Genomic DNA, 15,150 nt, shown 5'->3' on the forward strand with positions numbered 1-15,150 from the left:
ACACCGCTAACGCCAAAAAGGAATGTTAATGAAACCAGCCAGTCGGACATCCCTCAAGCGCTACATTCCGGGTGGCGCCGGTAATATAACGGGAACCTTACTTGCAACCAGCTTCGGTTTCATTGTCGTCCAACTGGATGTCACAATAGTGAATGTTGCACTTCCGGAAATTGGCAGCAGCTTACGGACAGGTGTATCAGGGCTTCAGTGGGTGGTTGACGCTTATACCCTTTCATTTGCTGCCCTGCTGCTTACAGCCGGATCTGCCGGAGACCGGTTTGGAAGCCGCAATGTTTTTAATGCCGGTCTTTTACTATTCTGTATGGCCTCCCTGACATGTGCGCTTGCACAGTCGGTCGACCTACTTATCGCGGCTCGCTGCCTTCAGGGGGCCGGCGCGGCGCTTATACTTCCAACCTCTTTAGCGCTACTTTCACACGCGTGCGCAGAAGATTCAGCAGCGAGAAGCCATGCAATCGGATGGTGGAGTGCTATCGGGGGAGGTGTAAGCGCCATGGGACCGGTCGCAGGGGGGCTTCTCATAACAGGTTTTGGATGGCGCGCCATCTTCCTGGTAAATCTTCCCGTATGTTTATTAAGCATGTGGGCAACCCACCGGTTTGTGGCTGAAACACAGGCAACTAAAAGTGAAAGCTTCGATACCCCCGGCCAGATTCTGGCAATTTTATTTCTGTTTTTACTCACCTACTCCGTTATTGAAGCCGGGGCAAAAGGATGGTTTTCCACGGCAATATGGACTGGTTTTATCCTGGCACTAACCACTGCATTATTGTTTCTGGCCAGGGAATCACGGGCTGAAAACCCAATGTTACCGCTCACTTTATTTCGCAGCCCTGTACTGACAATTTCAGTTATTTTAGGACTACTTTCAAACCTGAGTTTTTATGCCCTGATATTTATTCTGAGTATTTTTTTTCAAAGTGTAAAAGGATATACGCCGACTGAGGCAGGGCTGGCTTTATTACCTTTTACCGTGATTATAATTGCCAATGTAGCAAGCAGTCGGCTTGCCAGACACTTCACACCCCGCATGACAGTTATTGGCGGGGGAGTTTTATCAGTTCTCAGCTTCCTGCTTTTACACGGTCTGGAGCAGAATACGCCTTATTATTCTATCATGCTGTGCATGATGTTACTGGCGATAGGCTCTGGAATAAGCACGCCTGCTCTCACATCAGCCATTTTGAGCAATGTCCCTGTAACCCGCTCTGCAACCGCATCGGCCATCTTCAATGCGTCACGTCAGGTAGGGAGTGCGCTGGGCGTGGCGCTGTTAGGAGCCATGATGAGAGGTACAATTGATAATATGACAGAGGGTGCCAGTCTCGCCTTTGATATTTCAGCAGTACTAAGGATGGCCGGAGTCATTTTGGCCATATTGTTTCTGTAAAGAAATTATTTCGAAGAGGAAAGGCAATATGATGAGGCTTGTAATTATTGGCATCAGAAAAACAGGAACTAGCCTTGCACTGGTTAATGCAGCGCTAAGCAGGGGGATTGACGTAACGATAATAAGCAACCCCGAGGACAGAATAGACGGAGTTTTTTCTTCATGCGTCGTAATAAAGTACATGATCTCAGATGTCAGTTTCATCATCAACTGGATTAAAGAAAATTATCCTACTCCTCAATCCACTCTGAAAATCACAACATTAAACGATGTGTACGCATGTATTACAGCCCAGGTAAACTCGGCGCTTAATCTTCCAGGGCCAGACGTCTTGTGCGTCTCCCGTGCAGTGTCAAAACATCAACAAAAGAAAATACTTGTCGCCAAAAAAATCCCTACTCCCGAATTCAGGGAATTCAACCTTTCAAATATTGAAAAAAAGGAAGCAATGCTCGGCCAACTTGAATTTCCGATAGTTATAAAACCCTCAGAAGGGACTGCCAGTAATGGTGTAAAAAGATGCACTCTTTATTCTGAAGTCTTCAGCCATCTTGATTTTCTTGCCGATCAGAAAAAATTAAGGCCCGACTTGATTCCCAGCGATATTGTTCTATTGGAAAAATATTTACCGGGAACAGAATACTGCGTTGAATATTTTGACGGGAATTATGTAGGAGCCATACGCAAATCTAAACGTTTCGGCAATGATTTTTTTGAACGCGGCTACACATCAGAACTTGATATGGATGAAAAAGCCCTACGCAATCTCATCGAAACAGGTTCTCGAGCAGTCGAAGCAGCAGGGTTGAATTGGGGTCCGGTTCACATTGACTGCATTGTTAATGATGGTCTCGCCGGCATTATTGAATTGAACCCCAGAATTGCAGGCAGTTTTATCTGTGATATTATACACGATGCTTATAGCTTCGATATGGTTGATCACCTTCTTAATAAACTTCAGGGAAAAGACGTTACTGTCCCCGTAAAATTTCTTCCCGACGCCTATGCCTGCGTTAATTTTTTTCTAGAAAGCGATCCGCTGCCCTGGAAGTTTGCTGAAAGTGGAGAATTGAAGAATGACATTATACACATCACCTATGGCCCACAGCACCTGAGGAACCGCAGTCGCAGGGCATACGTTTATATAAGAAATTTAATGCGAAATAAACAACTCGAGAATGATTAAATGAAATTAATAAGTACTGTGGCCATTGTGGATGGTGCATCAACCAGCGCTTATCTGGCGCCTGCTTTTCGTTCTTATGGCATTAAATGTGTGCACGTACTCAGCAGTGAGTCACTGCCAGATAGGCTTAAAGTGCAAATCATTCATTCAGACTATATACGTAGTGTCGTTTACCAGGGCGACATTAATGTTCTGGCTAATATGCTGAAAGATTTGCAAATCGATGTGGTTTTACCAGGCGGGGGGAGTGGCATTGAGCTTGCCTCCGAACTCGCTGATACGCTTGACGTCCCCTATAAAAACCCCGGCCATCTGGCAAAAGCCCGCCGTCATAAATATGAACAGATTGAAATTTTGCACCGTAGCGGTTTACTCACGCCAAAACAGTATCAGTCAGATCAGGTTGCTGGGATTATGAGATGGACACGTACTCATCTGACCCTGCCGGTAGTGGTGAAACCTACACGCGGAGCAGGTGTAAGCGGAGTAAAGGTATGCCACACCCTTTCTCAGGTCCGGGAGGCTTCTGAAAGCATTCTCAACTCTAAATCTTATTATAATGAAGATCAGAATGAAATTCTGGTTCAATCCTGTACAGAAGGTCAGGAATTTATTGTTGACATCGTATCTTTTAAGGGAATTCACAAAGTTGTCAGCGTATGGCAAGTTGATCGCGACCGCCGCGAGTCGCCACGGCTTGAAAAAATGATGGTGGTTGATCATACGCAACAGAGTTACTCACAGCTTATTGATTACGCTAAAAAGGTTTTGAATGTGGTGGGGCTAAATTATGGCCCATCACACATGGAAGTTATGTTAACCAGTGAAGGCCCGGTCATCGTTGAGCTGAATTCCCGCCTCCATGGAAGCCTCGACCCTTTATTGACCACAGCCGTTACGGGCGAAAACCATGTTTCCGCTACAGTAAACGCCTTTGTTAATACGTCACATTTTATCGACAGCATCAGTCAGGACCCCGTATTCAGCGGCTTCTGCGGTCATATACTGTTGGTTTCGCCAGTCTCAGATCGTGAATTCAGGGACTTTCCGTGGGACAGAATTGAAAACCTCCCGTCTTTTGTCAGTGTAAAGCGCTGGGTGAAGCCCGGTGACATACTGCAGGTCACTACAGGCTTACAGACAGCCATCGGTATGGTCGGATTGTTTCATAAGAAATTCGAACAATTGGATACGGACTGGAAAGAAATCAGGAAAATTGAAAAAGATTACTTTTCACTACCTCATATGCCTGCCGAGCCAGCATAGGTTGAGATTAAGCATCTTGGACGAACTTCCGAAAACTTCTACCTACTGGAATTTCTTCAGTAATAAGGTCGGCCCCTGAGGTATCCCCATAAAAATTGATCTGAATATTATCGCGGGATGACAGCTGTCGGTTTGAGGAGGAAGGCTGCTTTCGACATAGCCTCATCGTCGTAGTTGTAAACCCACAGCGAGCATAATGATAGCGGGAGCTGAGCTCAGCCTGAGGTAAGCCGGACGTCACGCGGCAGGGATGCCGCGTGCCGAGGCCCGCAGGGAGCGTCTTTTGCCGTTCCGGCGTGCTCAGGCTGAGCTCAGACCGGTTAGCAGGCGTATAGCGAGGGGGGCATTTCAGAGGATACCTTCGCGGTCGGCCTCTAAAAAGAGTGGTAGCGTCGACCCGTTATGGCCCCCCTCTTCCCTGCGGCTACTTCCCGCTGGTGCGGCGCTGCAGCTGGTCGCGCAGGTTCGGTGGCGTGCCTTTGATGGTCAGAGTGTCCGTCACCGGGTCCCAGAAAATACGCTCGCCTAACAGCATCGCATCGAAGTTGATGGTTAAGCCGCCGCCGCTGCCGGCAAACTTGGTTAACTGACGCAGCGTGCTGCGGTCGGCGGGGAAGCTCTCTTCCAGCTCGTAGCCCTGCTCCTGGGTAAATGCCTGGAAGGTTTTCTCCCCCAGCGGCGCCAGCTCGTTAGACAACCCGGCCAGTTCAATCTCTTCACCGGACTTCAGCTGCTCGTTGCAGTAGGCCGAGACCTGCTGACGATAGTTCTGACGCTCGTTTTTATCCAGGCTCGCCTCTTCGCAGTAATCATCCACTGCCTGCAACAGGCCGCGGTTCTGCGCTTTGGTGTCCAGCCCGACGCTGGCACCGAGGAAATCCATAAAGAAATCGGAGACTTTACGCCCTACCCGCCCGCGCAGGAAGGTGAGATAGCGCGTCGATTCCGGGTTGGTTTCCCACTCGGTCAGATCGATACGCGCGACAATATCCGCGTGGTTGATATCCAGATAGTGCGTGCTGCTGATATCCAGCTCTTCATTAACGCGCATGCTGTTCTGGCTGCTGAGCACCGCAATCAGCAGGTACTCAACCGCCAGATAGCGGTAATGGCCAAACAGCACAATGCCGCCTTCCGCAAACGGATACTTGCCCAACTCATCGCGCAGGCGTGCGCTGGCCGCGCGGCTGAACGCCAGGAAGTCATTCTCACCCTTGCGGCAGTTACGCAGCGCATCGGCCAGCTCGCTCTCTTCATTGAACAGGCCGTAGGCTTTGCTCTTGGCGCTGTAAACACGATGCAGCTCTTCCATCATCGCCGTCACGGTCGCATTGGACGGCAGCAGGGAATCGCGCAGGACCAGCTCAAGCGTTTGTTCGTCACGTTTGATCATCTGGTGAAGGGCAATCTGGTCGATATCCAGACTCATGGTAAACTCTCCTTTAAGCACAGGCGCGTATTCAATCACTGTGCGCCTTTACGATCAACTGCAACAAGTTTACGCGGATGATTACGATAAAAATGCAGAAAAAAATGCGCTCTTACGGTAAGATAGCGCCTTTTAAATCTCAGTAAAATTGACCTCATGGCCCAATCATCTCGCTACAGTAACGAACGCGTGGAACGCATCCTCGCAGAAATGGTGCAGGTTCTGGAACAAAACCAGGCCCCAACCGATCTTTCCCTGATGGTTCTGGGAAATATGGTGACCAATCTACTTAACACCAGCGTGGCACCTGCGCAGCGCCAGCATATGGCTCGTTCGTTTGCCGAAGCCCTGCAGGCTTCCGTGATCAACAACGACAAAGCCCACTAAAGAGACGCCCCGATCCCGCTATGGTAACAAATCGACAGCGCTACCGAGAAAAAGTCTCCCAGATGATCAGCTGGGGGCATTGGTTCGCCCTGTTTAACATCATTTTTGCCTTTATTCTCGGCAGCCGTTACCTGTTTGTCTCCGACTGGCCAGCCTCGCTGGCCGGACGTATCTACTCTTTCAGCAGCTGGATTGGTCACTTCAGCTTTATTGTCTTTGCCGCCTATCTGCTGATTGTTTTCCCGCTCACCTTTGTGGTGATGTCGCAACGCCTGCTGCGTTTCCTGTCGGCGATTATTGCCACCGCCGGGCTGACGCTGATCCTCATCGACAGCGCGGTGTTCGCCCGCTTCCACCTGCACCTGAATCCGGTGGTTTGGGAACTGGTCGTTAACCCCGACCAGAGTGAGATGGCGCGCGACTGGCAGCTGATGTTTATCAGCGTGCCGGCGATTTTCCTCGTTGAGATGCTATTCGCGACGTGGAGCTGGCAGAAATTGCGCAGCCTCAACCGGCGCAGCTTTGGTAAACCGCTGGCCGGGCTGTTTATCACCGCGTTTTTTACCAGCCATCTGATGTATATCTGGGCAGATGCTAACTTCTATCGCCCGATCACCATGCAGCGCTCTAACCTGCCGCTCTCCTATCCAATGACCGCGCGTCGCTTCCTGGAAAAACACGGGCTGCTGGATGCGCAGGAGTACCAGCGCCGTCTGGTCCAGCAGGGCAATCCAGAAGCGGTATCGGTGGCTTACCCGCTTAACGACATCACCTTCAGCGATAAAGGCACGCGCAATAATCTGCTGGTGATCACCGTTGATGGCCTGAATGAAGCCTCAATGGCGAAATCGCTGCCCAACCTGATGCGCTTCGCCGACGACAACGTGCGCTTCAGCCAGCACTTCAGCTCCGGCAGCTCAGAAGACAGCGGTCTTTTCGGCCTGTTCTACGGTATCTCACCAAGCTATATGGACGGTGTGCTGTCGTCGCGCGTGCCGTCAACGCTAATCAATGCGCTGAGCCAGCAGGGTTACCAGTTTGGCCTGTTTGCCAGCGACGGCTTTAATTCGCCACTGTATCGTCAGGCGTTGCTGTCCGACTTCTCACTGCCGAGCGCGCAAAATCAGTCCAACGCGGATACCACCAGCCAGTGGCAGCGCTGGCTGGACAGCCATAAAAATGAGAGCAGCCCGTGGTTCTCCTATATTTCCCTGTCGACGGCAGATGACAGCAACAGTGCGGATAAAACTACGCTGCGCCGCTACAACCGCGCAGCCGGTAACGTGGATAAACAGATTCAGAACGTGCTGACCACGCTCGATCAGAAAGGTCTGCTGGCGAATACCGTGGTGGTGATCACCGCCCAGCACGGCGTAGTGCTGGATGGCGAAGCCGTAGCGGGGAATCGTGAAATGCTGCAGGTGCCGCTGGTAGTACACTGGCCAAACACGCCGGCGCAAACCGTGAATAAACTCACCGATCACCAGGACATCATGACCACCCTGATGCAGCGGCTGCTGCACGTCAGCACCCCTGCGGTGGATTACTCGCAGGGCGAGGATCTGTTTGCCGCTCAGCGACGTCATAACTGGGTTGCCAGCAGCACCAACCATCAGCTGCTGATCACCACCCCACAGGAGACGCTGGCGCTGGATAATAACGGCAGCTATGCCGCATGGGATAGTCAGGGCAATAGTCTGAAAGACCATAAGCCGCAGCTGGCACTGCTGTTACAGGTGTTGACCGACGAGAAGCGCTTTATCGCCAATTAACTGCACAAATCCTGCGCAGTCAAGATGTTAGCCGCTTGCAATCGAAGTGAAGTTGAGTAATATAACGTCATCTGTCGGCGCGTAGCGCAGCCTGGTAGCGCATCGTCATGGGGTGGCGAGGGTCGAGAGTTCAAATCTCTCCGTGCCGACCAAAATACTCCAGTTGAAAAGGAGCTAATCTTACGATTAGCTCCTTTTTTGTTTCAGGGCTACTGGCCGCAGTGCTTGCCACTGCCCGGCTGTATTTTACCTGTCTGCTGACGCTGACGGCGGGCCGGCGGGGTTCCCTGGGGATGCAGACAGGACTGGCAGCGGGTCACCGGTCCGAATCGCAGCCTGGCCACTCTTAATGCATCGCTTGCGGAGAAAAAACTGCCGAGAAACTCGCGCTGCTGCACCGGAGGAAGGTGGCGACAGCCCTTAATATGGACGCCGTACAGGCCATTTTGCTGTGGTAGTTTATTAATATAATAAAAAGTAAACATCTACAGACCCTTATCGTTTTGTTGTTTTTATAACCTTATTAACATTAGCTCGAAGCGGCGAAATTGATGTTAAGACTGGCGTCTTTCATTGATTTTCAGAATTTCCTGCCCGGAAAAGGCTAAAAAGTGTAGTTAACGCGGCGAAAAAGGGGAGGAAAAAAGGCGCTTCTTTACAGTTTTTTTTCACTGTAGCTAAAGTTTTCACTGGTCGTAAAATTGTGGCGATCTTCTCAATTTTCAACCCTGCAACAAAACTGTCACAGTAATATCATAGGCTGTCGCTACACTTCCCCGGCAATCCGTAAACAGGATCAAACCCATGGCGACGATCAAAGCAAAAAACCTTAAAGATGCAGAAGAAATGCTGTACTCCGGGATTAGCAAAGTAGAACTGGCTTACGACATCGGCAGCGATGATTTCTTTCGCCTGGCCAGCCAGTGGTGTGACCGCGGCGCTAAAATCTCCAAGGGTGACGATCACTTCGTCGTCTCTCTGAAAAGCCTGGCGATACCGCCAAATCACTGATGCATTAAAGTAGCTTTTGATATCCGGCCATTAACCTGTTTAAATATTTTATCTTTTTTAAACAGGTTAGTGGCTATGTCTGCCCTAAGCACCCCACTGTTCAGTAACTACACCCTGCGCCCCCTCGACGACTATCCGGCTATTTTGCTACTTGATGTGCATTTCGACGCCAGCCAGTTTGCGGAATCCCTGTTCAGCACCTTGAACATCACCCCACCCGCGCATCTCATTCGCGCCGTGAAAAAGCGCCGCGCTGAATATCTGGTCAGCCGCTACTGCATTCAGCAGGCGATGCAGACGCTGGGGATTGAGGGTTTTGTGCTGCGTAACGGGGAAGATCGCGCGCCAGTCTGGCCTGAGGGAATCGGTGGGTCGCTGTCCCATACGCAGCATCGGGTATGCGCGCTGCTGACGCGGGAGCGCGGACTGCTGCTGGGGGTGGATTGCGAACGCCTGATGACGGCGGAAACTGCCGCCGAAACCCAGCATATGTTAATCAACGCGGCGGAAAAGCGCCTGCTGGAGCAGTGCAGCCTGCCGTTTAACCTGGCTCTGACGGTGGTGTTCTCGCTAAAGGAGAGCCTGTACAAAGCGCTCTATCCGCAGCTGTTGCAGTTTATGGATTTCAGCGCGGCGCAAGTGGTGGCCTGCAGTGACGATCTGCAACAGCTGACGCTGCGGCTGACGCACACTTTTTCAACAGAGATGGTGGCCGGGCGGGAGTTTACTGGCAGAGCGCAGGTGCAGCCCGACGAGGTGTTAACCTGGGTCGTCGGGCAGCAGTAATAAGGTTGCGTTAGCGGTTTTCATCCTGTCCACGCGGCTCCGGCGTGGTCAGCTCATAGAGATCGACACCGTACAGTTCGATCATCGGTATCATCGCCTCGACCACGCGACAGCTGTCAAAGGTTGCCATACCAGAGGGGCCTTCAAAATAACGCGTAAAGTGCTGCCAGAACCCTTTCATACTCTGTTCTCCTCTGCTCAGTGAACCCTGATTAAACCTGACGATTGCCCTGCGGCAAAATACCCATTTCTCACAGCTATTTGCGTTTTCCGGCAAAGGCCGCCATTCCCGTCTGGCGACTGTTTTAAGCCAGATTTGTTGTTTTACAGCCCCCCTTCAGCCCTTCAATAATTGCCCGCATCTGAACTGAACAAGGATGCATTATGGCTTACCGACTGAGCTTACTGGATAAAAGCCCGCTGGCCGAAGGCGAGAGCGCATCTGCCGCGCTGGCACGCACCGTAGCCCTGGCACAGCAGGCGGAGGCGCTGGGCTATCATCGTTTCTGGCTGGCCGAGCATCACAATACTCAGGCGCTGGCCAGCCCGTCGCCGGAAGTGCTGATCGCCTGGATTCTGGCGCACACTACCCACCTGCGCGTCGGTTCCGGTGGCGTGATGCTGCAGCACTACAGCCCCTATAAAGTGGCGGAAAACTTTAACCTGCTGGCCGCGCTGGCCCCGGGCCGGGTGGATCTTGGCGTCGGTAAAGCGCCGGGCGGCCTGCCGCTGTCGACCAAAGCCCTGCAGCTTGGCGTGCATGCTGAAGAGAAAGGCGATTTTGCCAGCCAGCTCAAGCTGCTGGATAGCTGGCTGAATGCCAGACCCACGGGCAAAGAGGAGGACCAGCTGCTGGCGACGCCGCTGCCCGCCCGCCCCGCCGAACGTTTTCTGCTGGGGGCCAGCGAAGCCAGCGCCCGACTGGCGGCACAGCTGGGCTGGCAGTTTGTTTTCGCCGCGCATTTGAACGGCGACCGTCAGGAGCTGGAGCGCTCGCTGGCCGCGTATCGCGACCTGAGCGGCGGCAAATCCGCACTGCTGGCGGTACAGGTGATTGTCGCCGACTCCCCCGCCGCAGCCGAACTGCTGGCAGCGGACCTGCAGCAATACCGGGTGCATGTGGATAACGGTCAGAGCGTCACCGTGGGCAACCTTGAGCAGGCGCAGGCGTTTATTCGCCAGTCGGGTGCTACCCGGCATCGCATCGAACCGCGTGAATCGGCGGTGCTGAAGGGAACTGCATCCCAGGTTCACGCCCGGCTGGCGCAGCTGCACCAGCAGTTTGGCGTCGAGGAATTTATCATCGATACGCCGCTCAACGCCGCGGTACCGCGCCTCAACTCCCTGCGCCTGCTCGCCAGCCGCCAGCCCGCCATCGCGCAGGAGGCCGTATTATGAGCCACGATTTTGCCCAACAGCTGATCGCCTGGCGCCGCGAGCTGCATCAGTTTCCCGAGCTTTCCAATCAGGAGTTCGCCACTACCGAACGCATTAAAAACTGGCTGCGGGCTGACGGCATCACCCTGCTGCCGTTTGATCTGGCGACCGGCGTGGTGGCGGAAATCGGTCAGGGCGAGCCGCTGATTGCTTTGCGCGCCGACATCGATGCCCTGCCGATAGAAGAGGGGGTAGCGGTCGAGTTCCGTTCGCGCAACGCCGGAGTGATGCATGCCTGCGGTCACGATGTGCATACTTCGGTGATGCTCGGCGCGGCGCGGCTGCTAAAAGCGCGTGAAAAAACCTTACCCGGCCGCGTGCGGCTGCTATTCCAGCCTGCGGAAGAGCGCTTCGGCGGGGCCAAAACGCTGATCGCCGCCGGCGCGCTGCAAAACGTCGCGGCAATCTTCGGCATGCATAACGCTCCGGAGCTGCCGGTCGGCACCTTCGCCACGCGCGGCGGCCCGTTTTACGCCAACGTCGACCGCTTTGAAATCGAGGTGTACGGCAAAGGGGCACATGCCGCCCGCCCGCAGGAAGGGGTCGATGCCATTGTCACTGCCAGCCAGATCGTCACGGCTCTGCAAACGCTGGTCAGCCGCAGCTACAGCCCGCTGGAAACGGTGGTGGTCAGCGTCACGCGCATTGAGGGCGGAAATACCTGGAACGTGCTGCCGCAAAAAGTGGTGCTGGAAGGCACCGTGCGCACCTACTGCGATGCCATACGTCGTGATGTGCCGGTGCGCCTCGCTAAGCTGATTGAGGGCGTTGCCGCCGGGTTTGGCGCGCGCAGCGAACTCAACTGGCACCCGGGTCCGCCCGCCGTGGTCAACACCGAGCGCTGGGCCGAGTTCAGCAAACGGGTGGCGGCACGCGCCGGGTACGAGGTGCAGCACGCCGAACTGCAGATGGGCGGCGAGGATTTTGCCTTCTATCTGCATGATACCCCCGGCACCTTTGTCAGCATCGGCAGCGCCAGCGAGTTTGGCCTGCATCATCCCGCTTTTAACCCGGACGAGGCTCTGCTCTCACCCGCTGCGCACTATTTCAGCCAGCTGGCGCAGGATGCATTACACGAGATCGCTTAACCGGCAGGGAACTGCCGAACTTTCATCTGCACACATAATAAGAGTCACTCACTATGAAAAAAACACTGCTCCTCAGCCTGCTCAGCGCTTCGCTGTTACTCAGCATCACGGCACGCGCCGAAACCGTCACCGTGAACGGCACCGGGATCAGCGTCGAAGCCAACGCCGCGCCAATCCATGCGCCGGTCAACCCGCAGGCAGTCGCGCTGCTGCCGAAGGATCTGCGTCTGGCGCAGCCGGGCAAATTTACCGTGGCAGTTGCCGCGCTTAACTCCCCGCCGTTAACGCTGTTCTCCGACGACAATAAAACCCTGCAGGGCAGCGAGGTAGACATCGCCCGCCTGGTGGCCGACAGCCTCGGGCTGGAGCTGAATGTGGTACCCACCTCATGGGAAGACTGGCCGCTGGGCGTCAGCTCGGGCAAATATGATGCGGCCATCACCAACGTGACGGTGACCAAAGCGCGCAAAGAGAAGTTCGACTTCGCCACCTACCGCAAGGACTCGCTGGGTTTTTACGTCAAATCTGACAGCAAAATCACCTCACTGACCAAAGCGCCGGATATTGCCGGGCTGCGGATTATTGTCGGCTCCGGCACCAATCAGGAAGCGATCCTGCTGGCGTGGGATGAAGAGAACCAGAAAAACGGCCTGAAGGCCTTCACGCCGATCTACGTCAAGGATGATGCCGCGCAGACGCTGGCGATCCAGTCCGGCCGCGCCGACGCTTACTTCGGCCCGAACGTGATTGGCGCATGGAAAGCGGCGCTGACCGGCAAAACCAAACTGGTCGGCAGCGTAGACGGCGGCTGGCCAAAAGCGGCGCATATCGCGGTGACGCTGAAGAAAGGCAGCGGTCTGGTGACGGCGGTGAATGCCGCGCTGAACGGCGTGATCAAAGGCGGCGAGTACGACAAAGTGCTGAACCGCTGGGGCGAAGGCATTGAGCGCCTTGACCACTCAGAAATTAACCCGGCCGGTCTGGGCGATTAACGGAGGTCCGCATGAGCCATGAACAATTTCGCCAGCTGTCGCCGGAAGCCCCGGAGCTGGAACCGATTATCGACGGGCTTTTCGGTGAATACAGCGCGCGCTACGGCGACTTTTTTGCGCGCGATGCCGAGGTTGAACTGACCGAATGGTATCTGCCACCGCGCGGTATGTTTGTGGTGCTGGAGCGCGACGGCGAGATTATTGCCATGGGCGCCTATAAGCCACTGGATGCGGAAACCGCCGAGCTGAAGCGTATCTGGACGCGCGGCGATCTGCGTCGCCAGGGGCTGGCGCTGAAAATTCTGCAGGAGCTGGAGCGGCTGGCACTGCAGGCTGGATATCGTCAGGTGTATCTCACCACCGGTTTCCGCCAGCCGGAGGCGGTGCGCCTCTATCTGTCGCACGGCTATCAGCCGCAGTTTGACACCACGCGCGACCCGGAAGAGTACAGCCGCGCCCCTTACGATGGCCGCCTGCGCTTTACCAAAGCGCTGCATCAGCATGCCACAACAGGAGCCACCCATGAAATCGACTGAAACCCTGCGCGTGGTGCCCGCCCGCTATCCGCTGCGGCTGGTGGGTGCGGCGATTGCGCTGTTTATTCTGGCGGTGGTGATCCAGTCGGTGGCGTTTAATCCACGCTGGGAGTGGTCGGTGTTTGCCCACTGGTTCTTCCACCCGGCCATCCTCAGCGGGCTGGGGCAGACGCTGCTGCTGACGCTGATTGCCAGCGTACTGAGCATCGTGCTCGGCGTCGGGCTGGCGCTGGCGCGCCTCTCCCCTTCCTGGCTGCTCTCCGGGCTGGCGTTCAGCTATATCTGGCTGTTCCGCTCGCTGCCGCTGATTGTGGTGCTGATTATTCTCTATAACTTCTCTTACCTGTACGACACGCTGTCGATTGGCATTCCGTTTACCGCGCTAACGCTGGCTGAGTACCACACTATCGACGTGCTCGGCCAGTTCAGCACTGCGGTGATTGGCCTGACGCTGGTGCAGGCGGCCTACAGTGCGGAGATTATTCGCGGCGGCATTCTCGGGGTCGATCAGGGGCAGTTTGAAGCCGCTGCGGCGCTCGGCCTGCCCGCCTCACGCCGCACCTATCGCATTATCCTGCCGCAGGCGCTGCGGGCGATTATCCCGACCGGCTTCAACGAGATTATCAGCCTCGCCAAAGGCACCGCGATGGTCTACGTGCTGGCGATGCCGGAACTGTTCTACACCATTCAGATGGTCTACAACCGCACGCAGCAGGTGATCCCACTGCTGATGGTGGCGGCGGTCTGGTATCTGATTATCACCACCGTTCTGTCCGCCGTTCAGCACTATGTTGAGCGCTGGCTGGCACGCGGCGCCACGCGTGAATCCGGGTCGCGCACCGCAACCACTGCGCCGGGCGCCGCCGCCATCACCCCAATCAGGAGCTAACCATGTCTGAAGCGATTGCACTGGAAAACGTCCCGACCCTTGGCCATATCTCCATCGCCGGGGTGAGTAAAAGTTACGGCAAATTTAAAGCGCTGGACGATGTTTCACTGGAGCTGACGCCGGGTTCCGTGACGGTGATCATCGGCCCGTCCGGCTCCGGCAAGTCCACCCTGCTGCGCGCGATTAATCATCTGGAGCGCGTGGACCAGGGCTTTATCCGCATTGACGGCGACTATATTGGCTATCAGCGGCGCGGCAACCGGCTGTACGAGCTGAAAGAGAAAGCGATCCTGCGTCAGCGCACCGGCGTCGGCTACGTGTTCCAGAATTTCAATCTGTTCCCGCACATGACGGTACTGGAAAATATTATTGAAGCGCCGCTGGCGCATAAGCAGCTCAGCCGCGAGGCAGCGGAACGGCGGGCGCTGGAACTGCTGGAAGCGGTCGGGCTACGCCATAAGGCCGATGCCTGGCCGCGCCACCTTTCCGGCGGCCAGCAGCAGCGCGTGGCCATTGCCCGGGCGCTGGCGCTTAACCCGAAGGTGATCCTGTTCGATGAACCCACCTCAGCGCTGGACCCGGAGCTGGTGGGCGAAGTGCTGGACACCATTAAAAAGCTGGCGCGCTCCGGCACCACGCTGGTGGTGGTGACCCACGAGATTGGTTTTGCCCGCGAGGTGGCGGACCAGGTGGTGTTTATGGTGGAAGGAAAGATTGTCGAACAGGGCAGTGCACGGCAGGTGCTGAACCAGCCGCAGCACCCACGCACCCGGCGTTTTCTGGCGAAAGTATTGTAGGACCTGCGGCACGGGGCGAACACGTTGTTTTGTAGGGGTTGACCTTCTTTTTCGGTCAACCCGTTGCGGTACCAGTGCGTTTCACCGCGTCGAGGGCGACCGAAAAAAATGGTCTCCATTGCGGCCGGTGCAAACCTGCGGCACGGGGCGACCGAAAAAAATG

Annotated in this window: 14 protein-coding genes, 1 tRNA gene and 1 pseudogene; 14 read left to right on the top strand and 2 right to left on the bottom strand. The window is 55.1% G+C overall.

The annotated features are described in order from the left end of the window. Positions 1-28: 28 nt before the first annotated feature. The 3 genes from QLG07_RS07995 to QLG07_RS08005 are packed head-to-tail and all read left to right on the top strand — an operon-like array spanning position 29 to position 3,863. Positions 29-1,411 carry an MFS transporter gene (locus QLG07_RS07995; protein WP_282468957.1) on the top strand — a complete coding sequence of 461 codons (1,383 nt, stop codon included), beginning with the start codon at positions 29-31 and terminating at the stop codon, positions 1,409-1,411. Positions 1,412-1,439: 28 nt separating this feature from the next. Further along, a complete protein-coding gene (locus QLG07_RS08000; RefSeq protein WP_282468958.1) occupies positions 1,440-2,597 on the top strand; it encodes an ATP-grasp domain-containing protein in 1,158 nt (385 codons plus the stop codon). Beyond that, complete coding sequence (locus QLG07_RS08005; RefSeq protein ID WP_187497882.1) at positions 2,598-3,863, top strand: ATP-grasp domain-containing protein; 1,266 nt, start codon at positions 2,598-2,600, stop codon at positions 3,861-3,863. Between the two features lie 424 nt (positions 3,864-4,287). On the opposite strand, the gene yejK is transcribed toward QLG07_RS08005, so the two are convergent. Further along, positions 4,288-5,292 (bottom strand): nucleoid-associated protein YejK, encoded by a 1,005-nt coding sequence (gene yejK, locus QLG07_RS08010; protein ID WP_048915495.1) that lies wholly within the window; start codon positions 5,290-5,292, stop codon positions 4,288-4,290. A gap of 156 nt (positions 5,293-5,448) precedes the next feature. On the opposite strand from yejK, the gene QLG07_RS08015 reads away from it, so the two are divergent. The 5 genes from QLG07_RS08015 (at position 5,449) to QLG07_RS08035 (ending at position 9,248) form a co-directional block, all read left to right on the top strand. Then, positions 5,449-5,679: a YejL family protein gene (locus tag QLG07_RS08015; protein WP_048915494.1), complete on the top strand. Its 231-nt coding sequence runs from the start codon at positions 5,449-5,451 to the stop codon at positions 5,677-5,679. 20 nt (positions 5,680-5,699) lie between these two features. Beyond that, positions 5,700-7,451, top strand: a complete 1,752-nt coding sequence (gene yejM / locus QLG07_RS08020) for an LPS biosynthesis-modulating metalloenzyme YejM (protein WP_187498585.1) — start codon at positions 5,700-5,702, stop codon at positions 7,449-7,451. A gap of 75 nt (positions 7,452-7,526) precedes the next feature. Next, positions 7,527-7,603: transfer RNA gene (locus QLG07_RS08025), tRNA-Pro, on the top strand. A gap of 652 nt (positions 7,604-8,255) precedes the next feature. Beyond that, on the top strand, positions 8,256-8,462 hold the full coding sequence (locus QLG07_RS08030) for a hypothetical protein (RefSeq protein ID WP_282468959.1): 207 nt from the start codon (positions 8,256-8,258) through the stop codon (positions 8,460-8,462). 75 nt (positions 8,463-8,537) lie between these two features. Then, positions 8,538-9,248 carry a 4'-phosphopantetheinyl transferase superfamily protein gene (locus QLG07_RS08035; protein ID WP_187498586.1) on the top strand — a complete coding sequence of 237 codons (711 nt, stop codon included), beginning with the start codon at positions 8,538-8,540 and terminating at the stop codon, positions 9,246-9,248. A 10-nt stretch (positions 9,249-9,258) separates the two neighbouring features. Here the strand turns inward: QLG07_RS08035 and QLG07_RS08040 are convergent, their stop codons facing one another. Further along, positions 9,259-9,429 carry a hypothetical protein gene (locus tag QLG07_RS08040; protein ID WP_166643171.1) on the bottom strand — a complete coding sequence of 57 codons (171 nt, stop codon included), beginning with the start codon at positions 9,427-9,429 and terminating at the stop codon, positions 9,259-9,261. A gap of 203 nt (positions 9,430-9,632) precedes the next feature. Between QLG07_RS08040 and QLG07_RS08045 the strand changes: the two genes are divergently transcribed. The 6 genes and pseudogenes from QLG07_RS08045 to QLG07_RS08070 all read left to right on the top strand — a co-directional run bounded on the left by QLG07_RS08045 (position 9,633) and on the right by QLG07_RS08070 (position 14,987). Beyond that, entirely contained in the window at positions 9,633-10,646 is a 1,014-nt protein-coding gene (locus QLG07_RS08045; protein WP_048915489.1) for an MsnO8 family LLM class oxidoreductase, read from the top strand. Next, a complete protein-coding gene (locus QLG07_RS08050) occupies positions 10,643-11,773 on the top strand; it encodes a M20 peptidase aminoacylase family protein (RefSeq protein ID WP_282468960.1) in 1,131 nt (376 codons plus the stop codon). Before QLG07_RS08045 ends, QLG07_RS08050 begins: the two co-directional genes overlap by 4 nt. 41 nt (positions 11,774-11,814) lie before the next feature. After that, positions 11,815-12,765, top strand: a pseudogene (locus tag QLG07_RS08055) (ABC transporter substrate-binding protein); the annotation flags it as partial. A gap of 11 nt (positions 12,766-12,776) precedes the next feature. Next, positions 12,777-13,301 carry a GNAT family N-acetyltransferase gene (locus tag QLG07_RS08060; RefSeq protein ID WP_048915486.1) on the top strand — a complete coding sequence of 175 codons (525 nt, stop codon included), beginning with the start codon at positions 12,777-12,779 and terminating at the stop codon, positions 13,299-13,301. Next, positions 13,288-14,190: an amino acid ABC transporter permease gene (locus tag QLG07_RS08065; protein ID WP_048915485.1), complete on the top strand. Its 903-nt coding sequence runs from the start codon at positions 13,288-13,290 to the stop codon at positions 14,188-14,190. The genes QLG07_RS08060 and QLG07_RS08065 overlap by 14 nt, the downstream gene beginning before the upstream one ends. Before the next feature lie 2 nt (positions 14,191-14,192). Then, positions 14,193-14,987, top strand: a complete 795-nt coding sequence (locus tag QLG07_RS08070) for an amino acid ABC transporter ATP-binding protein (RefSeq protein ID WP_133623226.1) — start codon at positions 14,193-14,195, stop codon at positions 14,985-14,987. Positions 14,988-15,150 lie beyond the last annotated feature (163 nt).

It is taken from the genome of Erwinia sp. V90_4 (genome assembly GCF_029967685.1).
Classification (GTDB): domain Bacteria; phylum Pseudomonadota; class Gammaproteobacteria; order Enterobacterales; family Enterobacteriaceae; genus Erwinia; species Erwinia aphidicola.

Excerpts from the sequence above, each read along its gene's own strand:
- QLG07_RS07995 (WP_282468957.1), top strand. The coding sequence starts at position 29 with ATGAAACCAGCCAGTCGGACATCCCTCAAGCGCTACATTCCGGGTGGC.
- QLG07_RS08000 (WP_282468958.1), top strand. The coding sequence starts at position 1,440 with ATGATGAGGCTTGTAATTATTGGCATCAGAAAAACAGGAACTAGCCTT.
- QLG07_RS08005 (WP_187497882.1), top strand. The coding sequence starts at position 2,598 with ATGAAATTAATAAGTACTGTGGCCATTGTGGATGGTGCATCAACCAGC.
- yejK (WP_048915495.1), bottom strand. The coding sequence starts at position 5,292 with ATGAGTCTGGATATCGACCAGATTGCCCTTCACCAGATGATCAAACGT.
- QLG07_RS08015 (WP_048915494.1), top strand. The coding sequence starts at position 5,449 with ATGGCCCAATCATCTCGCTACAGTAACGAACGCGTGGAACGCATCCTC.
- yejM (WP_187498585.1), top strand. The coding sequence starts at position 5,700 with ATGGTAACAAATCGACAGCGCTACCGAGAAAAAGTCTCCCAGATGATC.
- QLG07_RS08030 (WP_282468959.1), top strand. The coding sequence starts at position 8,256 with ATGGCGACGATCAAAGCAAAAAACCTTAAAGATGCAGAAGAAATGCTG.
- QLG07_RS08035 (WP_187498586.1), top strand. The coding sequence starts at position 8,538 with ATGTCTGCCCTAAGCACCCCACTGTTCAGTAACTACACCCTGCGCCCC.
- QLG07_RS08040 (WP_166643171.1), bottom strand. The coding sequence starts at position 9,429 with ATGAAAGGGTTCTGGCAGCACTTTACGCGTTATTTTGAAGGCCCCTCT.
- QLG07_RS08045 (WP_048915489.1), top strand. The coding sequence starts at position 9,633 with ATGGCTTACCGACTGAGCTTACTGGATAAAAGCCCGCTGGCCGAAGGC.
- QLG07_RS08050 (WP_282468960.1), top strand. The coding sequence starts at position 10,643 with ATGAGCCACGATTTTGCCCAACAGCTGATCGCCTGGCGCCGCGAGCTG.
- QLG07_RS08060 (WP_048915486.1), top strand. The coding sequence starts at position 12,777 with ATGAGCCATGAACAATTTCGCCAGCTGTCGCCGGAAGCCCCGGAGCTG.
- QLG07_RS08065 (WP_048915485.1), top strand. The coding sequence starts at position 13,288 with ATGAAATCGACTGAAACCCTGCGCGTGGTGCCCGCCCGCTATCCGCTG.
- QLG07_RS08070 (WP_133623226.1), top strand. The coding sequence starts at position 14,193 with ATGTCTGAAGCGATTGCACTGGAAAACGTCCCGACCCTTGGCCATATC.